Source organism: Pseudomonas sp. GW821-FHT11D10, from assembly GCF_058808435.1.
This window is the reverse complement of sequence record NZ_JBXARR010000001.1, coordinates 1,307,471-1,329,625: the sequence shown is the minus strand read 5'-3', so window position 1 is coordinate 1,329,625 and position 22,155 is coordinate 1,307,471. Positions and strand designations below refer to the sequence as shown.

Annotated in this window: 15 protein-coding genes; 1 reads left to right on the top strand and 14 read right to left on the bottom strand. The window is 62.5% G+C overall.

The features are described 5' to 3' along the window. Position 1: 1 nt before the first annotated feature. From glgX to AC1RT4_RS06015, 11 genes are all read right to left on the bottom strand, one after another. Complete coding sequence (gene glgX, locus AC1RT4_RS06065) at positions 2–2,161, bottom strand: glycogen debranching protein GlgX (protein WP_493084295.1); 2,160 nt, start codon at positions 2,159–2,161, stop codon at positions 2–4. A gap of 107 nt (positions 2,162–2,268) precedes the next feature. Then, positions 2,269–2,601, bottom strand: a complete 333-nt coding sequence (locus tag AC1RT4_RS06060; protein ID WP_273903187.1) for a DUF2934 domain-containing protein — start codon at positions 2,599–2,601, stop codon at positions 2,269–2,271. A 29-nt stretch (positions 2,602–2,630) separates the two neighbouring features. Continuing rightward, complete coding sequence (locus tag AC1RT4_RS06055; protein ID WP_493084293.1) at positions 2,631–5,405, bottom strand: malto-oligosyltrehalose synthase; 2,775 nt, start codon at positions 5,403–5,405, stop codon at positions 2,631–2,633. Further along, positions 5,402–7,480, bottom strand: coding sequence for a 4-alpha-glucanotransferase (gene malQ, locus AC1RT4_RS06050; RefSeq protein WP_493084291.1), 2,079 nt, complete (start codon positions 7,478–7,480; stop codon positions 5,402–5,404). Before malQ ends, AC1RT4_RS06055 begins: the two co-directional genes overlap by 4 nt. Next, entirely contained in the window at positions 7,477–9,279 is a 1,803-nt protein-coding gene (gene treZ, locus AC1RT4_RS06045; protein ID WP_493084289.1) for a malto-oligosyltrehalose trehalohydrolase, read from the bottom strand. The genes malQ and treZ overlap by 4 nt, the downstream gene beginning before the upstream one ends. A gap of 18 nt (positions 9,280–9,297) precedes the next feature. After that, complete coding sequence (glgA, locus tag AC1RT4_RS06040) at positions 9,298–10,884, bottom strand: glycogen synthase GlgA (protein WP_493084287.1); 1,587 nt, start codon at positions 10,882–10,884, stop codon at positions 9,298–9,300. Positions 10,885–11,412: 528 nt separating this feature from the next. Continuing rightward, entirely contained in the window at positions 11,413–12,366 is a 954-nt protein-coding gene (locus tag AC1RT4_RS06035) for a D-2-hydroxyacid dehydrogenase family protein (protein WP_493084285.1), read from the bottom strand. 13 nt (positions 12,367–12,379) lie between these two features. Next, positions 12,380–13,405: an alpha/beta fold hydrolase gene (locus tag AC1RT4_RS06030; RefSeq protein ID WP_493084283.1), complete on the bottom strand. Its 1,026-nt coding sequence runs from the start codon at positions 13,403–13,405 to the stop codon at positions 12,380–12,382. Positions 13,406–13,490: 85 nt separating this feature from the next. After that, positions 13,491–13,925, bottom strand: coding sequence for a YqaA family protein (locus AC1RT4_RS06025; protein ID WP_085667105.1), 435 nt, complete (start codon positions 13,923–13,925; stop codon positions 13,491–13,493). Next, entirely contained in the window at positions 13,925–14,371 is a 447-nt protein-coding gene (locus AC1RT4_RS06020) for a DUF411 domain-containing protein (protein ID WP_221535777.1), read from the bottom strand. Before AC1RT4_RS06020 ends, AC1RT4_RS06025 begins: the two co-directional genes overlap by 1 nt. 164 nt (positions 14,372–14,535) lie before the next feature. After that, a complete protein-coding gene (locus AC1RT4_RS06015; RefSeq protein ID WP_210710457.1) occupies positions 14,536–16,527 on the bottom strand; it encodes a methyl-accepting chemotaxis protein in 1,992 nt (663 codons plus the stop codon). Positions 16,528–16,910: 383 nt separating this feature from the next. Between AC1RT4_RS06015 and AC1RT4_RS06010 the strand changes: the two genes are divergently transcribed. Then, entirely contained in the window at positions 16,911–17,447 is a 537-nt protein-coding gene (locus AC1RT4_RS06010; RefSeq protein ID WP_493084280.1) for a hypothetical protein, read from the top strand. A 40-nt stretch (positions 17,448–17,487) separates the two neighbouring features. Here AC1RT4_RS06010 and AC1RT4_RS06005 read toward each other — a convergent pair whose 3' ends face one another. The 3 genes from AC1RT4_RS06005 to AC1RT4_RS05995 are packed head-to-tail and all read right to left on the bottom strand — an operon-like array spanning position 17,488 to position 22,155. After that, on the bottom strand, positions 17,488–18,432 hold the full coding sequence (locus AC1RT4_RS06005) for a GNAT family N-acetyltransferase (protein ID WP_493084278.1): 945 nt from the start codon (positions 18,430–18,432) through the stop codon (positions 17,488–17,490). Further along, positions 18,432–19,721, bottom strand: a complete 1,290-nt coding sequence (locus tag AC1RT4_RS06000; RefSeq protein WP_493084276.1) for a phenylacetate--CoA ligase family protein — start codon at positions 19,719–19,721, stop codon at positions 18,432–18,434. The genes AC1RT4_RS06005 and AC1RT4_RS06000 overlap by 1 nt, the downstream gene beginning before the upstream one ends. Beyond that, positions 19,705–22,155 (bottom strand): aldehyde dehydrogenase family protein, encoded by a 2,451-nt coding sequence (locus AC1RT4_RS05995; protein ID WP_493084274.1) that lies wholly within the window; start codon positions 22,153–22,155, stop codon positions 19,705–19,707. Before AC1RT4_RS05995 ends, AC1RT4_RS06000 begins: the two co-directional genes overlap by 17 nt.

Sequence of the window (22,155 nt, the reverse complement as noted above, 5' to 3'; positions counted from 1 at the left end):
GTCAGTCCTCTTCTTCGCGTTGCAGTTCGAACAGCAGCAGCGAGCGCCCGGTGACCGAGTACTCGTGACCGAACGTGAAGCGTTCCTGCCCGCGGATCGATGGCTGATTGGTGTCGACCATGCAAGTCCAGAAACTGCCTTCAGGCACTTCCGGCAAGGTGAAGTTGACGATGTCGTGATGGGCGTTGACCACCAGCAGCAACGTTGCGTCGGCGCCCTTGCGGCGAATCCCGGTTTCCTGGGCGCGACCGTCGAGCAACATCCCCATGCAGCGGTTGTGCGCGTCATGCCAGTGTTCGGTGGTCATCTCGGTGGCGTCCGGCGCAAGCCAGGTCACGTCCTTGACCCCGATGTCCTCGTTGTATTCGCCGACCAGAAAACGTCCGCGTCGCAGGATCGGGTAAGCCAGGCGCAACTTGATCAGGCGTTTTACGAATTTCAGCAGTGCCTTGCCGTCCTCGCTCAGGTCCCAGTTGACCCAGCCGATTTCGCTGTCCTGGCAGTAGGCGTTGTTGTTGCCGTCCTGGGTGCGGGCGAACTCGTCACCGGCCACCAGCATCGGCGTGCCCTGGGACAGCAGCAGGGTGGCGAAGAAGTTGCGCATCTGCCGGTGGCGCAGCGCATTGATTTCCGGGTCGTCGGTGGGGCCTTCGACGCCGTGGTTCCAGGACAGGTTGTTGTTGCTGCCGTCCTGATTGTTTTCGTCGTTGGCCTCGTTGTGCTTGTCGTTGTAGGACACCAGATCGTTGAGGGTGAAACCGTCGTGGGCGGTGACGAAATTCACCGATGAATAAGGCCGGCGGCCGCGCTGGTTGAACATCTCGCCGGAGGCGGTCATGCGGCTGGCGAAGTCGGCGAGCTGGCCGTCGTCGCCTTTCCAGAACGCGCGCACGGTGTCGCGGAACTTGTCGTTCCACTCGACCCAGCCCGGCGGGAAGTTGCCGACCTGATAACCGCCGGGACCACAGTCCCACGGCTCGGCAATCATTTTTACCTGGCGCAGCACCGGATCCTGACGGCAGGCGACGAGGAAACTGTGACGTTCGTCGAAGCCATCGTGATAACGACCGAGAATGGTCGCCAGATCGAAACGGAAGCCGTCGACGTGCATCTCGCTGGCCCAGTAGCGCAGCGAGTCGGTGACCATTTGCAGCACGCACGGATGGCTCAAGTCTAGGGTGTTGCCGGTGCCGGAATCGTTGATGTAGAAGCGCTTGTCGTCCGGCATCAAGCGGTAGTACGAGGCGTTGTCGATCCCGCGCATCGACAGGGTCGGGCCTTGCTCGTTGCCTTCGGCGGTGTGGTTGTAGACCACGTCGAGAATCACTTCGAGATTGGCGTCGTGCAGGTGCGCCACCATCTCCTTGAATTCGGCAATCTTGCCGCTGGCCAGGTAGCGCGGATCCGGGGCGAAAAACGCGATGCTGTTGTAGCCCCAGTAATTGGTCATGCCTTTGTGCAGCAGGTGCTGGTCGTTGACGAAGGCGTGGATCGGCAGCAATTCAACGGTCGACACACCCAGTTTGCGGATGTGTTCCAGCACGTCGTCGACCATCAGCCCGGCAAACGTCCCGCGCACGTTCTCCGGCACGAAAGGGTGGCGCATGCTGATGCCGCGCACGTGGGTTTCGTAAATGATGGTCTTGTCCCACGGCACGCTGACGCGGTGGTCGTGGCCCCAGGTGTGCGCCGGGTCGATGACTTTGCATTTGGGGACGAAGGGCGCGCTGTCGCGCTCGTCAAAGCTGAGGTCGGCGTCCGGGTGGCCGATGGTGTAGCCGAACAGCGCTTCGGACCATTTCAACTGGCCGACCAGTTGTTTGGCGTACGGGTCGATCAGCAATTTGTTGTGGTTGAAGCGGTGGCCGTTGGCCGGGTCGTACGGGCCGTAGACCCGGTAGCCGTAAATCAGCCCCGGATGCGCATCGGGCAGGTAGCCGTGGTAGATCTCGTCGGTGTATTCCGGCAGCTCGATGCGTTCGAGCTCGACTTCACCGGCATCGTCGAAAATGCACAGCTCGACCCGAGTGGCGTTGGCGGAAAACAGCGCGAAGTTCACCCCCAGACCATCCCAGGTCGCGCCGAGCGGGAAGGGCAGGCCTTCACGGATGCGCGAGGGTTCGGCGTGCGCGGCGGGCTCGGCTTTCTTTGGACGGGTCATAGGTGCTCCTGCAAGAAATCGGGGGTGGTCATTTTTCGAGGACGAGTGCGCCCTCGGTGGCGGGCTAGCCCGCCACACGGTCGTTCAATTCAATGGTTCGGGACGCGTCAGACCGCGGGCGGCTTGCGCGGCGCGCGGGGCTTTTTCTCGGCGGCTTTTTCGCCCGGGGGAATGACCTTGGCGGCACTGGCTGGCTTGGCCTTGGCCGTCGTGGCCTTGGGTTTGGCGGCGGGCGCCTTGCCATCGACGGCTTTGCCGGTGGCGGTCTTGCCGGCGGTTTTACTGCCGGCAGCCTTCGGCGATTTTTTCGGTGCCAGCGCCTCGGACTCGGCCAGTTTGCGCGCCATCTCCCAGTGGCGCGATTCCTGGCCTTCGGGTTTACCTTCGGATTCCCAGATCTGATAGGCGAATTCGCGGATGCGTTTATCGTCGGTACTCATCGCAATGCTCCTGGACTGAACTCATGCTGCTAGACGTGTTGGATAAGCAGATTGACCGGGAAATCCCCCAGCGCGGCGCTGACGTGCAGCTCCCTGTTTTTTGTGACTGCGGTGCTCGAAAAAAGTCCCTTCAGATTTTCGTCAGAGGCGTCGAACGGTAAAACCACCCGCGTATCGCCCCAGCGCAGCGCATCGACCATGGGTAGGGCACTGTTTTCCAGCAGTGTTGCGCAACGGATCGGCACGATCACGATGACCCGTTGCTCCCCATGCTCGCGGGCAAACGCGAGCACGTTGTGCGCCTGGCTGCCCAGCACCTCGAGGGCCTGGTACGAACCGCGGCGGAACAATTCGCTGTGTTCGGTGCGCACCTGCAGCACCTGGGCGATCAAGGCCTGCTTGATTCGCCCGTCCCGCCAACCCGACAACAGTTCCTCTGCGGGCGTCGCCGTCAGGGTCTGTTCGCGCCGGCCGTAGTCCACCGGCCGGCGGTTGTCCGGATCGACCAGACTGAAATCCCAATACTCGTTGCCCTGATACAGATCCGGCACGCCCGGCACGGTCATGCGCAGCAAGGTTTGCGCCAGACCGTTGAGGGCGCCGGTCGCAGCGATGCTGTTGACGGTCTTGGCCAGCGCCCCGCGCAGCAGTTCGCCTTCGGGGGCCAGCAGCAATTGTTCGGTAAACGCTTGAGCTGCGTTTTCGTAAGCCTCGTTCGGCGCGCTCCAGCTGCTTTGCAGCTTGGCTTCGCGCAGGGCTTTCTGTTGCCACTGCCAGATGCGTTTGGCGTAGTCGGCGAAACCGGCCTGATCGTCGTCGCGCAGGTCCAGCGGCCAACTGCCGAGCAGTGCCTGATAAAGGATCAATTCGTCCGCCGACGACGGCAGTTGATCGTCATGGCGCAGCGGCCGGGCGAGGGCACGCCACAGTTCGATCTGTTCGGCGTACCAGTGACTGCGTTCGCTGAGCACGGCCAGTCGCGCGCGGGTGTCTTCGCCGCGTTTGTGGTCGTGGGTGGCGGTGGCCAGCAGGTTGTCGGGAAAGCTCGCCAGACGTTGCTGGTTCACCGCGTGAAAGTCGCTGACCGGCGCGCTGAACTGCTCGGTGTTGTAGCCGACGTCATTGCGCGACAGCAGCACCGCCGAGCGATACAGCGCAGTGTCTTCCACCGCTTTGGCGGCAGCCGGTGAAGTGAGTTGCTGAAAGCGTACGCAGGCATGCTTCAGGATCTTGCGCGAACGGCCACGGGGTTTGCGCCGCCATGGCTGGCCGCCAAGCCAACCGGCGACGGAGTCCAGCACCGGCCAATCGGCTTCGCTCAATGCCTGCCGCGCACCGTCCATGGCCTGCTGGAAAAACACCTCGTCCCGTGCCGAGCGGCCCATCGGGGTGATGTAAGTGCGATAGACCGGGAAGTGCACGATCAGCGCCTGCAACACCCGGCGGATCGAGCCGAGCGTGAGGTCGCGGGTCATCAGGTCATCGCGCGCCACTTGCAGCAGGGCCTGGGCGACGCTTTCGCAATCGCTGGCCAGCGAGCCGTTGAGAATCTGCTGGCGCGCCAGTTGCGCTTCTTCGATAAACGCCGAGGGGCGTTCGGTGCGGCGTTTCCACAGCTCACCGAGCACATGTTCGCCGTCCGGATCGTGTTGCAGCAGCGACAGCTGGTTCATGAACTCGTAGCCGGTGCTGCCGTCCACGGACCAGTCGGTGGGCAGGGTTTCGCCGTCGCCGAGGATCTTCTCGACGTAGATCGGCAAGTGTCGGCCCGGTGCCAGGTGGTCGAGACGACGGCGCAGTTTGCGGCAGTAACTGCGCGGGTCGGCGAGGCCGTCGATGTGGTCGATGCGCAGGCCGTCGATCAGGCCTTCGCCGATCAACTGGAAAATCTTGCCGTGGGTGGCCTCAAACACCGCCGGGCGTTCGACGCGCAAACCGCCGAGTTCGTTGATGTCGAAGAAGCGCCGCCAGTTGATGTCGTCCGCCGCCGTGCGCCAGCTCGCCAGGCGATAGCTTTGCCGCTCCAGCAATTGATGCAGGCGCTGAAAACCTTCTTCGGTCTTCGAGTCGTAGTGGGTCAGGTTGCGCTGGATAGCCTCGAGGATCTGCGGGTCGCTGGCCAGTTGCTGGAGTTCTTCCTTGAGCGGGATGGCCAGCGAGCGGGCGTCGGTCTGGTAACTGAGCGCGCTGAAGCGGTCGGCGAGGGCCTTGAGCGCTTCGTTCGGGGCGTCATCGGATTTGAGCAGTTCGCCGTAATCGCCGGGGCAGATCGGGAAGTGATGTTCGTAATGCTCGACGTGGAAGGTGCCGCTCTCGGCGTTGAACACCAGCGGCAGGGTCGCGTCCTGTAGCGCGACGCCGTAATCGCTGCCGAGAAACGGCAGCAACAACTGGCCTTCCATCAACGGGTCAGGCGAATGCCATTGAATGTCGAAAAACTCGCCGTAGGGGCTTAGACGGCCCCATTCCAGCAGATCGAGCCACCACGGGTTGTCGCCGCCACCGACGGCCATGTGATTGGAGACGATGTCGAGGATCAGCCCCATGCCGTGTTCGCGCAGGCTGGCGACCAGGCGGCGCAAGGCTGGTTCTCCGCCGAGTTCCGGATTCACCCGGGTCGGGTCGACCACATCGTAACCATGCATCGAGCCCGCGCGGGCGGCGAGCAGTGGCGAGGCATAAATGTGGCTGATGCCGAGTCGGGCGAAATACGGCACCAGCGGCACGGCTTGATCAAGGGTGAAACCGCGATGAAATTGCAGGCGGACCGTGGCGCGCAGTGTCTGGATAGGCCATGCACTCATCGGTCACGCTCGGCTGCCTGAAGACGCGCGCAAGCCAGCAGTTCCAGGCGTCGTGCGGCGTCGACGCCGTCGAGCAGCGCCTCGCTGGTGCCCGGCAAGCGCCGCGACCAGTTCGGATGGGTGTCGATGGTGCCGGGCAGGTTGGCCTGTTCGTCGAGACCCAGCGCATCTTCCAGCGGCAGCAGCACCAGCGGCGCCCGGGTGTGGCCGAGGAAACGCACAGCGGCGTCGACCACCTGATCGGCCTCGTGGGATTCCTCGCGGAAGTTCTGCGGGTCCTGGCTCAAGGCGCCGCGCAGGCCTTCACGCTCGCGTTCGCGGTAACGGCGCCAGTCGATTTCGCCGTTGGCGTCGATCAGCCCGAGCCGCGCGTTCCAGTCGATGTCTCGGCCATGCCACCAGCCGTTGAGCGTTGGCAAATCGTGGGTGCTGGTGGTGGCGAGCGCGTTGTCCGGCCAGTCGAGGATCGGCTTGAAATGGGTGTTGTCCTGCTCGAACAACAGCACGCGCATGCCGAGCATGGCCCGGGCGATGAGTTTTTCCCGAAGGCCGTCAGGCACGGTGCCGAGGTCTTCGCCGAGCACGATCGCTTGGTGGCGATGGGATTCGAGGGTCAGCAGACGCAGCAGGTCGTCCACCGGGTAATACAGGTAGGCGCCGTCCGCCGGGACTGCGCCGTTAGGGATCACCCACAACCGTTGCAGGCCCATGACATGGTCGATGCGCAGCCCGCCGGCGTGAGCGAAGTTGGCGCGCAGCATGTCGATGAACGCCCGAAAGCCGTTACGCACCAGACCTTCAGGCGAGAACGCAGAAATGCCCCAGCCCTGGCCTGAGCGATTGAGAATGTCCGGTGGTGCGCCGACGGTCAGCGAGGCGAGCAGTTCGTCCTGAAAACTCCAGGCCTGACTACCGGCACCGTCGGCACCCACCGCCAGATCGGCGATCAGGCCGATGCCCATGCCGGCGCTGCGGGCGGCGGTCTGGGCGCGTTCCAGGCAGCGGTGGATCAACCACTGGCAGAACGCGAAGTAGCTGATGCGCTCGGCGTATTCTTCGGCAAACGCGCCGAGAGCGGCGCCGCGCGGGTCGTGCCAGTGTTCCGGCCATTGGCGCCAGTCGAGGTTTTCGCCACGGGCGGCGCGCATTTCCTGGATGGCTTCGAAGCGGCAGTGGTTCTCCAGCGCTTCGCCGCCGGCATCGCGGAAACTGGAGAAGTCGGCGTGCAACGGGTGCTCGCCGCTGATGAAACCGTCGTACAAGGCTTGCAGCAGTTTTAGTTTGGCCTCGGCGGCTTTCGGCCAGTCGATCAGTTTCAGGTTTTCCAGTTGCTCGAACTGATCGGTCAGGCCGGCCGCGTCAATCGCATCGCGCAGGGCGCGTTCGCCGAGGATTGCGCCGGGTGCGGCGTACAACGAATTGAGAAACAGCCGACTGGACGGCGAGTAGGGGCTGAAGCGCCCGGTGTCGGCGCTGAACATCGCGTGCAGCGGGCTGATCGCCAGGGCATCGGCGCCGCGCTCGCCGGCCACCCGGGCCAGTTCTTCCAAAGCCTGGGTGTCGCCGAAACCGCCATCGCCGGGGCGGCGCAAGCCATACAGCTGCACGCTCAGGCCCCACACGCGAGGGATCGGGCTGTCCACCGCGTCACCCACGCTGAAGCAGCGTTCCGGTGCCACGGCCAGAGTGAATTGCTGATCGGCAATGTGCACTTGCTGATAGCCGACTGGGATCTCGCCGGGCAACACGGCCTCGGCATCCAGCTTGAGGCTCAGGCGCGAGCCGTCTTCCAGGTGAATCTCGCAAGGGGTTTCGGGTTCGAAATAGCGGGCCAGATCCAGACCCACGCCGGCGTCGGCGGTGAGCAGCGGCGGCAGATGGCGGTTTTCCTGCACCTGTTGCAGCTCGAGCAGGCTCGCGTCGATTTCCTGAGCCGTTCCGGCCGGGTGACCGAGGCCGGTCAGAACATTGCGCAGTACGGCCGGGGCGACTTTTTGCGGACGGCCGTTGGCGTCGATCCAGTCGACGGCAAGGCCGGCTCGGCTGGCGAGAATTTCCAGTTGCGCATCGCTCATAGGCGCTCTCCATCCAGGGGTGGCAAAGGGGTTGCGGCCGTGAGGCTGACGAGCGCGCAATACGGGGGCAGTTGCCCCTCATCCGACAGGCCGGCAGTGGAGGGCTGGCGAAACAGCCACACCGGTTCGGCCTGTGGAAGGTTGACCACCGGCGTGTCGCTGAGGTTCAGGTCGATTCGCAGCTCGCTGCCATCGCCCAGCCGCCAGCGCGCGCTGACGGCGCCAGGCCCCAGCACCTGGGCGCCAAGCGCTTGTGTGCCGGACAGGTTGGGAATGATGTATTGATGGCGCAATTGCAGAAGCTGGCGATACAGAGCAAGTGTCGCCCGTTGCCGAGGGGTGCCGCTGCCGATCAGTCGCGGTTGCGAGGCGTGAAAGGTTTGCTCGGCGTTCGGGTCGGGAATCTGCTCGCGCTTGTGCGGGTCGGTGAAGGCGCTGAAAGCTGCGAATTCATTGCGCCGACCTTCGCGCACCAGTTTCGCCAGTTCGTCATGGTGGCTGGTGAAAAACAGAAACGGTTGCTCGGCGGCGTATTCATCGCCCATGAACATCAGCGGAATCATCGGTGACAGCAACAGCAACACGGTTGCGGCCTCGACGGCACGCGGGTCGGCCAATTGGTGCAAACGCTCGCCAAACGCGCGGTTGCCGATCTGGTCGTGGTTCTGCAGGAACAGCACGAACGCGGTTGAGGGCAGATGCTCACTCGGCTCGCCACGGGGTTCGCCGTGACGGGTGATATGACCCTGAAACACGAAACCCTGGCTCAGGCAGCGGGCCAGTTGCTCGGTGGGTTGTAGCGCGTAGTCCGCGTAATAGGCGTCGGTTTCACCGGTCAGCAACACGTGCAGGGCGTTGTGGCCGTCGTCGTTCCATTGAGCGTCGTAGTTTTCCTCCAGCAGGCTCGACTGGTTGAGTTCGTTCTCGATGGTCAGCCAAACGTGGCGGGCAGGGTCGATCTGCTGACGGATGCGATGGGCGAGTTCAGGCAGAAAGTCGGGGCTTTGTATGGCGTGAACCGCGTCCAGACGCAGGCCGTCGAAACGGTATTCCAGCAGCCACATCAACGCGTTTTCGACGAAGAAGTCCCGCACTTCGCGACGGCGAAAGTCGATGGCGGCGCCCCACGGCGTGTGTTTGTCTTCGCGGAAAAAGCCCTTGGCGTAGCGATGCAGGTAATTGCCGTCAGGGCCGAAGTGGTTGTAGACCACGTCAAGAATCACCGCCAGGCCATAACCGTGGGCGCTGTCGATCAAGTGTTTGAGTTGTTCCGGCGTGCCGTAACTGGCCTGCGGCGCAAAGTGCAGAACGCCGTCGTAGCCCCAGTTGCGATCGCCGGGAAACTGCGCGATCGGCATCAGTTCGATGGCGGTGATGCCCAGCCCGGCCAGACGCGCCAGATGCTGCTCGACTTCGGCAAACCCGCCGAGTGCACCGACATGCAATTCGTAGATCACCGCTTCGTTCCACGGCCGACCTTGCCAGGTGGTGTTGCGCCAGGAATAGAGGTGCGGATCGACCACCACGCTGTGGCGGTCGAGGTCACCGTCCTGCGCCCTGGAGGCCGGGTCGGGCACCTCCAGTTCGCCATCGATATTGAAGCGGTAGCGGCTGCCGGCGGGGCAGCGGGTCTTGATCACAAACCAGCCATCGCCCTGGGGCAGCATGGGCAGGGACTGGCCGTTGTCCAGCTCGACGCTGACGTAAAACGCATCCGGCGCCCACAACGCGAATTGCGTGTGGTCGGCATCCAGCATGATCGCGCCGTGGGGCCAGCTTTCAGGTGTCCGTGACGGCATCGTTGAAAACCTCCCTGGTTATTTGTGGTGCGTTTTACCCAGCGCCTTGGCCACCAGTTGTTCGTAGAGTTCGGCGTAGGGTTCGACCGCCTTGCACCAGTTGAACGGCGCAGCCATTGCCCGGCAACGCATGGCGTGCAGCAGGTCCGGGAAAGCAAATACCTTGAATGCGCGGCTCAGGGCTTCGCGGTAGCTGTCCGCGGTCGATTCGTTGAACAGGAAACCGGTGACACCGTTTTCAATGGTGTCGGCCAGTCCGCCAGTGTTACGCGCCACCGGCAGCGAGCCGAAACGCTGGGCGTACATCTGGCTCAGACCGCACGGTTCATACCGCGATGGCATCAGCAGGAAATCGCTGCCGGCGAACATGCGTCGGGCGTCGGTTTCATTGAAACCGATGCGCACGCCGATCTGCCCGGGGAAGCGCAGCGCCAGTTCACGCATGGCCTGTTCTTCTTCCGGTTCGCCACGGCCGATGATCGCGATCTGGCCACCGTTCTGGACGATGTATTCCGAGACCGCTTCGGTCAGGTCCAGGCCTTTTTGATAGACCAGACGCGAAACCACGGCAAACAGCGGGCCTTCGGAATCTTCAAGACCGAACAGTTCGCGCACATGGGCGGCGTTGACGGCTTTGCCTTCCCAGTCGCCGATGGCGAACGGTGCGAACAGATGCGGGTCAGTGGCGGCGTCCCAGCTTTCATCGATGCCGTTGGGGATGCCGCTGAGCAAACCTTGCTGGGTCTTGGCGGCGAGAAAACCGTCGAGACCGCAGCCGAAATCCGGGGTGGTGATTTCCTGCGCGTAGGTGGCGCTGACCGTGGTGATGTGGCTCGAATAGGCCATGCCGGCCTTGAGGAACGACATCTTGCCGTAGAACTCCATGCCTTCCTGTTGCAGGGCATGGGCAGGAATCCCGAGTTCCGGGCACGAGCCGAGGCTGGTCACGCCTTGATAGGCGAGGTTGTGAATGGTGAACAGGGTCGGCGTGCGTTGCCCGCGCCAGTGCATATAGGCAGGTGCCAGCCCGGCCGGCCAGTCGTGGGCGTGCACCAGATCCGGGCACCAGTGGATTTGTGCGAGGTTGGCGGCGATATCGGCAGCGGCCAGGCCCAGACGGGCGAAGCGAATGTGGTTGTCCGGCCAGTCGCGACCGTTGTTGGCGCCGTACGGGCCACCGTCACGGGCGTAGAGTTCAGGGCAGATCAACACATAAATCACCAGACCGTCAGGCATGTCCATGCGCCCGATCTTGCAGGGCGGCAGCGCGGCGTGGCCACCCAGTTCGCCGATGATGTGGATCGGATTCTCGCTGTTCATCACTTGCGGGTAACCGGGGATCAACACCCGGACGTCATGCAGGTGCGCCATGGCGCGGGGCAGGGCGGCAGAAACGTCTCCCAGACCGCCGGTCTTCACCAGATCGGCGATTTCCGAGGTCACGAACAACACTTTCTTCTTGTTGGGGTTCTGACTGGCCACCGGGGTCAGCGTCTTGGTGCCCGGGACGTTGATCGACCGGCTGCCGGGAACGCTCACGGTGCTCGACTCGCCGACCGGCTGGTGAGCACGCTCTCCCTGAATATCCAATGCCGCACTGATCATATGAATCTCCCGTCTTTTTTGATCTGGTTCTTGTGTTAAACAAGCGATGTCCATGGCCAAGTCCTGTGGCCGGGCGCAAACGTGCCACGCATCGGTGAGCAAACGCTACCCAACACGCGCAAGCAGAATGGGTGAGGGGACCATTGCAAGACTTGAACCAGTCGCTTTGGCCCTGCCTATCAGATGACCCGTCGCGATCAGCAAAAGTTTCGACAAAATTTCCGCTTTGTGACCGGCCGGTTTTACCCCGCGAAAACCAGTCTAGGCCAGATCCTAGAGCGGGCCAGGCCAATCGGATGAATTGTTCGACAATCTGTTGCAGGCTCACGAAATCCGTGGCTTCGGGAGGGGGTGCGCCCCGACGAAGTGCATGTTTGGCAGGGTCGATGATGCAAAATGGTGACCGGCCGGTCACGATTTCGGGCGCCGGGAACGTGCGGGCGCACTGTTGCGGTGCGGACAGTTGTGTTGGCGGGCGGACAGCGGGTGCTGCTTCGCGGGCAGGGTTGCCCGCGAAGGCGAGGCGGCTCAGTTGAGCAGGCGGACGGGTTCCCCGGCTGACCAGGCTTGAATGTCTTCGATCATCTGCGAAAAGAACAACGCATAGTTCTGGCGGCTGACGTAACCGACATGGGGCGTGGCCAGCACGTTGTCGAGGGTGCGAAACGGGTGCAGCGCCGGCAACGGTTCCTGATCGAACACGTCGAGGGCCGCACCGCCGAGGCGCTGTTTCTGCAAGGCCTTGATCAGCGCGGCTTCGTCGACAATCGGCCCGCGCGCGGTGTTGACCAGCAGCGCGGTCGGCTTCATCCAGTCCAGCGCCTGGGCATCGACCAGACCCCGGCTGCGGTCGCTGAGCACCAGATGCACCGACAGCACGTCAGCCTGTTCGAACAACTGCTGCTTGCTGACATAGGTGACGCCGGCCTGTTCGGCGCGCTCGGCGGTGAGGTTTTCGCTCCAGGCGATCACGCTCATGCCGAACACCTGACCGAACTGCGCCACCCGCTGGCCAATGCTGCCGAGCCCGAGAATGCCGAGGGTCTTGCCGTGCAGGTCGCCGCCAAGACCTTGCTGCCATTGGCCGGCGCGCAGGGCGTTGGCTTCGTTCACCAGATTGCGGGTGGCGGCCATGATCAGCGCCCAAGTCAGTTCCGGAGCGGCATGTTTATAGCTGTCGGTGCCGCAGACCTTGATCCCGAGGCGGGCGGCGGCCGGCATGTCCAGCGCGGCGTTGCGCATGCCGCCGGTGACCAGCAGCTTCAGGCTCGGCAAGCGTTTGAGCAGGTCTTCATCGAAGCGCGTGCGTTCGCGCATCACGCAAATCACCTCGAATCGACCCAGACGTTCGGCCAGCGTGGCGTTGTCCGCCGGGTACTCATGGACGAAGGTGACTTCGCCCAGACTGTCGAGCACCGACCAGTCGACTACGTCGCGGGCCACGTCCTGCCAGTCATCGATCACCGCAATCTGCACCGCCATCAGCGTTACCTCTTCAACGAACGGGATTGGTTTTGTCCAGCCAGCCCAGCAGCGCCTCGTGGAATTTCGCCGGCTCTTCCATCTGCGGGGCGTGGCCCATGCCGGGGAACTCCACCAGCGTGGACTGAGGAATCAGTTTTGCCACCTGCTTGCCGAGCACTTCGTAGTGACCGATTTTGGCCTTCACTTCCGGCGGCGCAATGTCCTTGCCGATGGCGGTGGTGTCGGAGGTGCCGATCAGCAGCAGGGTCGGCATCTTCAGGTCCTTGAACTCGTAGTACACCGGCTGGGTGAAGATCATGTCGTAGATCAGCGCCGAGTTCCATGCGACCTGAGTCTTGCCCGGGCCGTTGCTCAGACCGGCGAGCATGTCGACCCAACGGTCGAATTCGGGTTTCCAGCGGCCGTCGTAATAGGTCGTACGCTCATAGTCACGAATGCCTTGGGCGGTGACTTTCAATTCGCGCTGATACCACTGATCGACGCTGCGATACGGCACGCCGAGGGCTTTCCAGTCTTCCAGACCGATCGGGTTGACCAGCGCCAGTTGCTCGACCTGATCCGGGTACTGCAGCGCGTAACGGGTGGCGAGCATGCCGCCGGTGGAGTGGCCGAGCAGGGTGGCTTTCTGGATGCCCAGCGTCTTGAGCAGTTGCTGGGTGTTGGCCGCCAGTTGCTGGAAGGTGTATTGGTAATGATCGGGCTTGCTGGAGGTGCAGAAACCGATCTGGTCCGGGGCGACCACCCGGTAGCCGGCCTCGCTCAGGGCCTTGATCGAACTGTCCCAGGTCGCGCCGCAAAAGTTCTTGCCGTGCATCAGCACCACGGTGCGCCCGTTGGCCTTGCCGTGGGCGGCGACGTCCATGTAACCCATCTGCAGCGACTTGCCCTGGGACTGAAAGGCAAAGTGCTTGAGGGTGTAGGGATAATCGAAGCCTTGCAGCTCCGGGCCGTATTGCTGGCCTTCGGCGTGAGCCAGCAGGGGCAGGGCGGCGGTCAATAACAGGCCGGGCAGCCAGCGGGTCAGCGACACAGACATAGGACAACTCCACAAGAAATCGGCCGATGCTGGAACGGCCGGATTAGGGCGACGTTAAACACAGGCAATCCCCGGGCCCGATCGTTCAACCGAGCCAGCCGAGGGTGAGCATTGCCAGCACCCCGTAGCGGGCGCCTTTGGCGAGAGTGACGATCAGCAGAAATCGCCCGAGGGGTTCGCGCATGACCCCGGCGATCAGCGTCAGCGGATCGCCGATCACCGGCAGCCAACTGAGTAGCAGCGACCAGTGACCATAACGCTGATAGTGAACGCGGGCGCGCTCCATATGCCTGGGGCTGACCGGAAACCAGCGCCGGTCCTGAAACCGCTCCAGCCCGCGACCCAGCCACCAGTTCACCAGCGAACCGAGGACATTGCCCAGCGTCGCCACGGCCAGCAGCCCCCAAAGCCAGTAACGATCGCTGACCAGCAGCCCGACCAGCACGGCTTCCGATTGCAGCGGCAACAGGGTCGCTGCGCCAAACGCGGCCAGGAACAGCCCAAGATAACCCGCCGTCATCAATGAGCCGGGTAATCCGCCACCACCACATCGGCGCCGTCTTTCTTCAGGCCGATCACTTGATAGGCATCGCTCATGCCGTCCATTTCCATGCCCGGCGAGCCCATCGGCATGCCCGGTGCGGCAACGCCCAGAAGGTCGTCACGCTTGCTCAGAGCCAGCACCTGTTCCGCCGGTACATGGCCTTCGACGAATTTGCCGTTGATGATTGCGGTGTGGCAGGACGCCAGGCGTGGCGGTACGCCGTGCTTTTGCTTGAAGCTGCTCATGTCGGATTCGACGTGGTCTTCGACCTTGAAGCCATTGGCTTCCAGGTGGCTGATCCATTTTTTGCAGCAGCCGCAGTTGGCGTCGCGGTGGACTTCGATCGGGATAAGGTCGGCGGCTTGCGCCAGGGAGGAAATGAACAGGGCGCTCAGGGCGGCCAGACGCAGGTGGTTTCGCATGGAGGGCTCTCGGCTCGAAGGAGGAACGGTCAAAAAAGGAAGGCATTTTGACCGGTTTTTCCTGCCGGGCATCAACGGAGTGTTTCCAAGTGATACGAGGCAGGCCTGCCAACATGATCGTAGATCAAAGCTGACAGGCCAATGAGCGCAAGATGACAAAACGGTCAGCGAACCTTGAAGCGCCCCATGATCGCGCTCACCCGGCTGTTGGCTTCCAGCAGCTGGCGGGTGTTGAGTTCGCTGGCCTGGCCGCTTTCCACCAGCTCATCAACCATGTGGCGGATCTGCACCATGCTGCGGTTGATCTCTTCGGTGACCGCGCTTTGCTGCTCGGCGGCGGTGGCGATCTGGGTGCTGAGGCTGTTGATGTGGCTGACCGAACCGGCCATCTCGTCGAGGCCACTGTTGACTCGCGCAGTGGCATCGGCGGCCGACTGACAGCTGGCCTGGGTGTTTTCCATGGCGCTGACGGACGAGCTCACACCTTGGGTCAATCGGGTCAACATCTCGTTGATTTCCGAGGTGCTGGCCTGGGTGCGGGCGGCGAGGGCACGCACTTCGTCCGCCACCACCGCAAAACCGCGACCCTGTTCACCGGCACGTGCCGCTTCAATCGCAGCGTTGAGCGCCAGGAGGTTGGTCTGGCCGGCAATGGCGCCGATCACACCGAGGATTTCGGTGATGCGCTGGGCGTCCTGCTGCATGCTTTCGACCTTGTGGGTGGCGCTGGCCACCTCATCGATCAACGCCACCACGCTGCCGGACGCTTCACCGACCACGATGCGCGATCGGTCGGCGTTTTCGTTGGCGCGCTGGGTGAAGGCGGCGGTTTCGGCAGCATTTTGCGCGACGCTTTCGGCGGTCGAGCTCATTTCGTTGATCGCGGTAACGGTCTGGTCGGTTTCCGAAGCGTGGCGCAGCAGAATCTGGCTGGTGTGCGCCGAGGTGCGTTGCAGGTTGTCGAGGCTCGAAGCCATGGCACCGGTGGCCTGGGTGACCTCGCCGATCATGTTCTGCAGGTAGGCGATGAAGGTGTTGACCGAATGCCCGATGGCGCCGAGTTCATCTTCAGCGCGGATGGTGATGCGCCGGGTCAGGTCGGCATCGCCGCTGGACAACGAATCGATATTGGCTTTCAGCGCTTTCATGCGCGAAACCAGTTGGCGGATCGCGTAGACCTGTAGCAGCACCAGCAGGATCACCAGCGGAATCTGCAACAGGCTCAGGCTGCTGAGCACGTCATCACGCTGGGCGGTGAGCATTTTGGTCGGCAGCGCGGTGGCGAGGAACCACGGCGTGCCTTCGATCGGGCGCATGAAGAATGTGCTGGCTTCACCGTTGTTGTCGAATTCGACGCGCTGCGCCTGCTCGCGGTTTTGCAGCCCGGCCTTGACCTGGCTGGCGAAGGTCGAGCCGCCGGCCAGTTCGCTGATGTTCTTCAACACGATCGGCCCGCTGATGCGCGAGCTGTTGCTGATGATCTTGCCGTCGGCCTCGACGATCAGCATTTCGGCGTTGAGGTCTTTTTCCTTGCGCGCCACCAGATCGTTGAAGAAGCCCAGGGTCACGTCGATGGTCGAGACGCCCCAGGCGCTGCCGTTTTTCTGGATGGCCATGGCGCAGTTGGTGCGTGGTTCGGCGCTGGCGTCATCTTTATAGGCAGCGGCCCAGGCGCACTGGCCGCGCGGGGTCTGCATGCCGCCCTTGTACCAGCTCTGGTCGTAATAGTTGGGGGCCGCGTCGCTGTTCCAGAACGTGTTCACCGCCAGTTTGCCGGAGGCATCACGGTGCCAGAACGTACTGAACTTGTTGCGTCCGGCCTCGCGCTGGCCGGGCAGCGGCCAGATGCCGCCGCCAAATACTTTCAGTTCGCCGTATTGATCCACCAGCCCCGGCAACACGGTGTCGATGGCCGCGCTGTCGAGCAGCGGGATGGTCTGGGTGATGCTGCGCTGTTGTGCCTGGACCTTGTTCAATTCGCCCTGGATCTGCTCGGCCACCTCAGCGATGCGGTTGAGCACCACTTGCTCTTCGGTGTGGCGCAACTTGGGCGCGACCAATTGGCTGATGCCAACCACGGTCAGCACCGACAACAACAGAATGAACAGAACCAGAAACAGCGTGTAGCGAGCCTGAATGGTGCGGAATGCGGGCATGGAAACCGGTCCTTGAGCAGGGATTCTTATTGTGGGCAGGAGAAAAAACAGCGCGGGTTTCCTAACGTATCGTCGGGTCTTCGGGAAGCTTTAGGTACTTTCGTCCTAAAACATTCAATCCCGACCGATGGAACGTATCTGGCCTGATACATGAGAACTAACCGTCCCGAACATTAGAGCAATAAACCCACTTTCATCACCTTGTCATGAACGCTCTAGTCCCGTATTTCCGGGGCTGTTGTCGGTTTGTATCGTGAATGTACAAAAATTGTAAAAAAGTGCAGAAAGGAGTTGGTGCCATTAGTTTGCCGGCCGATACTCCGGGCAACTCAAAAGTGGTTCAACAAGGAATTTTTCATGTTTTCCTCGCAAGGAGCTTGCTCATGACTATCGGATATACCGGTGCCTGGCAACCCAAGGCGGGTTTGCTGGTTCGAGACACAGGAAGCTCGAGCAAACCGGTTTCTCAAAGCGTGAAGGTCAAGCAGATGCTGGCCCTGGTCGGCAACGACCCCAACGCAATCAGCATCGCGGAGATGGACAAGCAGGGGCTGCACAAGAACATCAAGGGCTTCGATCCCACCAATGTTTCGGCCAAGCAACTGGGCAGTCTGAGTGCAATGCTGCGTGGCCGGGGACTGATTTCCGAGATCACGTCCATGACCCTGCTCAACGCCGGCGACAAGTTTGATCGCTTCGGCGTACAGAAGGATCCGGATGCCAAGTTCAATGCGCTGGAGTACTTCGCAACGCAGCTGGATACCATCCAGAACAACAATCTCAAGGGCAACAAGTACGCGAACACGTTGATCCCCGAGTACAAGAAAGCCATTTACGTACTGCAGAACCTGCAAACTTACGGTCAGGGCGGGGAACGCAAGCCGCCGCCTACCGATCAAGGCGTCAAAGCCAAGGCGTGAAAGACAGGGCCCGCCCCGGTAACGGGGCGGGCCCTTTCGTTTATGGGCGGTTGCCGCAAACCCGTAGTGCCGTCAGCGGTGCGATTTGTCGCTGCATTTCGTCATGCAATCGCTGCATTCGCGGGCAATGCAGCACCAGGGATTTGAGCTGGAATCCGCGATGAAACAGCGCCAGCCATCCTGCACCTCTGTCATCGGGCGCCAGTCCGCTGAACACGAAACCCATCGCCGATAACCGGCGCCAGGCATGCTCGAAACCCTGCGCCAGCCTGAGCCTGATCGAAATCAGCCAATGGTCGGGCAGTTGTTGCAGCTGCTTGAGCAAACTGTCGTCCACTTCGTTGAAGACCCCGTCGTATCGCCCCCAGCGCTGTTCCAGCCGGGCCGGTGCGCCGACCCAGGGCGACACGTTCAACCGCGTTCCGAACACCTCGCACATCTGTTGCATGAATTCACGGCATTCGTCCGGCCAGGTCAAGGCCGGCAGCGGGCGCTGATAACCATCGACCGGGGCGTAACCCAGCACGAGTGATTCCGTCACCGCGTCGCCAAAGGGCGACGGTGCATGATCGGGCAGCAGGCCTGTGTTGTGGAAACCAAGGCCGGTGGCCATTTTCTGGGTGTAGGGGTGATGGGTCATTTGCTTGATCGTGACCCCTTGATAACCCAGGGCCTGCGCATGGATCAGCAAATGCCGGCCCAATTGCGTGGCGACGTTTTGCCCACGGATCTGTGGATCAACCACACTCAGAGCCAGTTCGGCGAGGGATGATCCCTTTTCGAGAATCAACGCCGAGTGACCCGCCACCTGATTGTCGGATACCGCCACCAACGAGTGCCAGCGGCCCTCGGCATGGTTCTGGCTGATCATGCGAGGCAGGTAAACATGCGGCTGGGCGTAGTGGTCGCCATAGACGTTTCTGAACAGGCGACTGACAGCCGGTGCGTCGCTGGTGCGATAACTGCGCAGGGTGATCGCTTCCATCAGCCACGCTCCTGACCAAGGCCGTTGTAGACGCGCCGGTCCAGCACACGCAGGCGTTTGCCGGAGCGTGGGTGACGTGCCAGTTCCTGAACCGTGCAGCACCGAACCTGCAACGTCAGCAGGCGATCGGCGCTCAGTTGCTCGATCAACGGATAGTCTTCGATCAATGCTCTGTGCAGTGTGCGGTCGGCTTCAGCGATGGCCGTAGACATGGCGTCCGGTGCCCAGTGCAGGCGCAGGATATCCATGACGCCATCCTGCTCGATCACCAGTTGCCAATCGTCGCTGCCGGTGACGCGCCGCACGGTCTCGCCGATCGATGGCGGCAGCAGGGTCAGAATGCCCACCCGCACGCGCTGGCTGTCGGCGCAGCGGCCCATCAGCGCGAACTTGCGCCGGGAGGTGCCGGGTGGTTCTCGCCAACAGGCACGGTCGCCGACCGGGTAGCGGATCAACGGCATCAACCGGCGTGTGAGGTTGGTCATTACCAGGCGTCCGACCCGGTCGCAGTCTTCGATCACTTCACCGGTCTGCTCGTCGAGAATTTCCAGCACACTGTGGCCTTCGGGTACCCGGTGTTCACCCAGGTCGCAGTCGCGATGGCTGGCGCCGATAAATCCGGCGTCCACGCTGGCGTAGCCAATGGACGCCACGCGGGCATTGGGGAACACCCGCGCCAGCCGCTGCAACTGTGCGTCAAACAGGCTTTCGCCGGCGTAGAGCAGGGCGGTGACGCCCTCAATGACCCGATCATGTTGCTCCAGCCACGCCGCAAAACTCAGCAGATGGGCCGGAAGTCCTGCCAGCACGTTGATCCAGTGCCGGGCAATCGCATCGGCCAGCACGCTCGAGTCGACATGGCCGGTGAACGGAAACTCGACGATCTCGGTTTGCGCATGCGCCAGCGAGTCGTGGGTAAAAATGAAGCTGGCATAGAGGTCACCGACAAAAAACAGGTTGGCGATTCGGTCCCCGGTGCTCAACTGAGCGTCGAGACTGCGACCGAAGTCCGTCACCAGCGTCTGCCATTCCTTGCGCCGGAACAGCGAAAACTTGCCGGCGCTGGTGGTTCCCCCGGTCTTGAAGACCAGCGCGTCATTCAGCGGTGCCGTCAGGACCGGCCAGTGGTCGAGGTCATGACTGCCATTCCAGTAGGCCCCGGGGTCAATCACCGGCAGTTGTTCCAGTGAAGAGATATGCAGGGGAATTTCAGCGAAATGGTTTGCATAAAAGCCGGAATGCCGCCGTGCCAACGTCACCAGTTCTTGCAGTTCAAACCGTGTGTTCATGTTCGGCTCCTCGCCTGTCTGCGCTGGGGCGAGTGCCCCGATTGTCGATCAGCAGCGGCGTCTTGCCGCTGTGCCTGTTGCGGGTGAACCGATCGCTGCCACAAACCTCTACCTCCACGGTCAGCAGACCTGTCTGGATGAGCGTGGCCAGGGTCGGATAGTCCAGCAGGCGACGCTGAACATCATCGACTTGCCGTGGGCTGAGAAAGCGCATGCGCTCCAGGCCGTCCGTAGCATGTTCGAGGATCAACTGGAACTCGGTCTGCAGATGCTCTGCCAGTTGCGCCAGGCAAATGAAGTCCGAACCAATGCGCATCAACCTGCCATGCCGTTGCAGCAGCTCGAAGCGCGGCGTGGGCAGCCCGCATTCACACACGCCGGGAACCCAGCGACCGCTGTCGCCGACGTCGTAGCGTTGAACGTTCTGACCTTCCCGTTCGATGGAGGTGAACACCAGGCGTCCGGTTTCACCGCCGATCACCGGCCGATCGGCCTCGAATTCGACGATCTCCAGGTGCTGGATATCGCTCATCAGATGGAACACGCCATCGCCGGTGGCCGGGCAGGCATGGCCGAGCGGCCCGGCGTCGACACTGCCGTAAATGGCCGAGCGGATCAGCCTGACACCGCAGTCGCGCATCAGTGCGAGACTTTGTTCACCGGGGTGTTCGCCGCCGAGGAAGACCTTTTCGACCCCGCCATAGTCACGCAGCAGTGCCTGCTCATTGAGGAACAAGCGGTGCAGGGTGCTGGGCATGCCGACCAGCACGGTGACGCGCTGTTTGATGATTATCTGCGCGATCTCGCGATAATCGTCATCGGCCGGCGCGCCCATCGGCAGGTGCGTGGCACCCAGCAGCTCCAGCACTTTGGAAAAACTGAAGAAACCGCCATACAGCCCGCCACTGAAGAACAGGTTCATCACCCGGTCGCGGCTCGGGTCGAGGCCCGCCGCGAACAAGCCGTCGGCGCTGGCACGCATCTGCCGATCGAAATCGCGGTAGCTGTAACCGGCCAACGCCGGGGTGCCGCTGCTGCCGCCGGAGCGGAAATACAACCGCGCCGCCGGATGGATCGGGCGGGTGACAAAGGCGTCCTTGCTCATGATCGGCAGATTGGCCACGCCGGGTGGCGTCGGCAGAGGGTCGAGCGTGGCACGGGTCGCCAGCTCTGTAGCCGGCAGACTGACCGACACCCGACGGCTCAATCGCTGCAAGGCATACACACCGTCGTGGGGTTCGCCCTCATAGCCCTCGTGAATCGCTTGCACCGGGGTGACCCGTGTGACGCCTGCAGCGATCAGCGTTTGAGCCAGTTCGGCCATTTCTTGTTCGGCACATATCAGCCCGGCGCTTTGCAGCACGTTTCGCCAGGGCAACAGCGCCTCGGTGACCTGTGCGCGCGGCAAGGGTTTGAGCAGCAGGCTGCGAAACAGCGGCGAGGGGCCGAGCTGCTGGTCGTGGGTCCAAATGATGCGCCAGTCCGGCGACTGCCAGACCTGGCCGCTGGCACCGCCAAAGCTCTGAGCCAGGCGCGCCATCGCCGTTCGGGTGGTGATTTCCGAGGCTTCCTGTATCGAAGGCTGCAACGCCGGCCAGTGTCGGGTCCTTCGCTCGAACGCCTCGGCCAGTCCCTCGCCGATTGAGCGCAAAGTGTTTTCATCGTCACTGTCCACCAGCAGCCATTGCGGGCTGGAGCAGGCCTGCTGGTCGAGGCGACAGACTTCATCGGCCACACTGTCCAGAGCTTCTGGCGTGATCGCTGTCGGTGTCAGGTAGATGAAGCTGATGCGGTGGCCCCATTCGATCCAGCGACACCCGGGCGCCAATTGCTGACGGATGGCCTGTAGCGCCGATTCACCGCCCCACGCCGATACGCCGTTGGCCTGTTGGCACAATTGACCGATCTGTGCGGTGTCTCCCGGAACGACCGCAACATGCCCGGCCATCTGGCCGGTTGGATCGCACTGTGCCAATCCATGAAGCAATTGCGCTGTCACACCCTGATCGCTGCGGCTGGGGCGCAACCAGTTGACGTTGCCCGCCAGCAGGCCTTCGATCACTGCGCAGAAAGCCAGCAGCGGCGCGTTGCCGGGGGTGATGTGGACCACCAGTCCCAGTGGGCTCCAGCGTTCAAAGCGCGGCTGGCGATAGTCGATGCGGCGCAAAGCGCCCGGTTGCTCGCCGAGTTCACGTTCAAGCTTGCGCCGAAGAGCCGCGGGCTGGCAGAACTCGATCAGTGACTGGCGTTGCTCGGGATCGATGGGGAATGCCATGTCCGGGTCTTGCAGGCGTGTGGCAAACGTGGCTGCTGCGTCAAGCACAGTCGCTGTGTCGAGCGCCCTGGCCAACCGTTGTGGCAAATCCGGATAAAGCTGTTCCAGTGCGACGTCTAAGGTGCAGTCGTCGTGAAGTTGTCCGTTGATCAGGTACAT

What these genes read in the sequence shown, in the direction of transcription:
- glgX (WP_493084295.1), bottom strand. Translation starts at nt 2,161, where the DNA reads ATGACCCGTCCAAAGAAAGCCGAGCCCGCCGCGCACGCCGAACCCTCG.
- AC1RT4_RS06060 (WP_273903187.1), bottom strand. Translation starts at nt 2,601, where the DNA reads ATGAGTACCGACGATAAACGCATCCGCGAATTCGCCTATCAGATCTGG.
- AC1RT4_RS06055 (WP_493084293.1), bottom strand. Translation starts at nt 5,405, where the DNA reads ATGAGTGCATGGCCTATCCAGACACTGCGCGCCACGGTCCGCCTGCAA.
- malQ (WP_493084291.1), bottom strand. Translation starts at nt 7,480, where the DNA reads ATGAGCGATGCGCAACTGGAAATTCTCGCCAGCCGAGCCGGCCTTGCC.
- treZ (WP_493084289.1), bottom strand. Translation starts at nt 9,279, where the DNA reads ATGCCGTCACGGACACCTGAAAGCTGGCCCCACGGCGCGATCATGCTG.
- glgA (WP_493084287.1), bottom strand. Translation starts at nt 10,884, where the DNA reads ATGATCAGTGCGGCATTGGATATTCAGGGAGAGCGTGCTCACCAGCCG.
- AC1RT4_RS06035 (WP_493084285.1), bottom strand. Translation starts at nt 12,366, where the DNA reads ATGGCGGTGCAGATTGCGGTGATCGATGACTGGCAGGACGTGGCCCGC.
- AC1RT4_RS06030 (WP_493084283.1), bottom strand. Translation starts at nt 13,405, where the DNA reads ATGTCTGTGTCGCTGACCCGCTGGCTGCCCGGCCTGTTATTGACCGCC.
- AC1RT4_RS06025 (WP_085667105.1), bottom strand. Translation starts at nt 13,925, where the DNA reads ATGACGGCGGGTTATCTTGGGCTGTTCCTGGCCGCGTTTGGCGCAGCG.
- AC1RT4_RS06020 (WP_221535777.1), bottom strand. Translation starts at nt 14,371, where the DNA reads ATGCGAAACCACCTGCGTCTGGCCGCCCTGAGCGCCCTGTTCATTTCC.
- AC1RT4_RS06015 (WP_210710457.1), bottom strand. Translation starts at nt 16,527, where the DNA reads ATGCCCGCATTCCGCACCATTCAGGCTCGCTACACGCTGTTTCTGGTT.
- AC1RT4_RS06010 (WP_493084280.1), top strand. Translation starts at nt 16,911, where the DNA reads ATGACTATCGGATATACCGGTGCCTGGCAACCCAAGGCGGGTTTGCTG.
- AC1RT4_RS06005 (WP_493084278.1), bottom strand. Translation starts at nt 18,432, where the DNA reads ATGGAAGCGATCACCCTGCGCAGTTATCGCACCAGCGACGCACCGGCT.
- AC1RT4_RS06000 (WP_493084276.1), bottom strand. Translation starts at nt 19,721, where the DNA reads ATGAACACACGGTTTGAACTGCAAGAACTGGTGACGTTGGCACGGCGG.
- AC1RT4_RS05995 (WP_493084274.1), bottom strand. Translation starts at nt 22,155, where the DNA reads ATGTACCTGATCAACGGACAACTTCACGACGACTGCACCTTAGACGTC.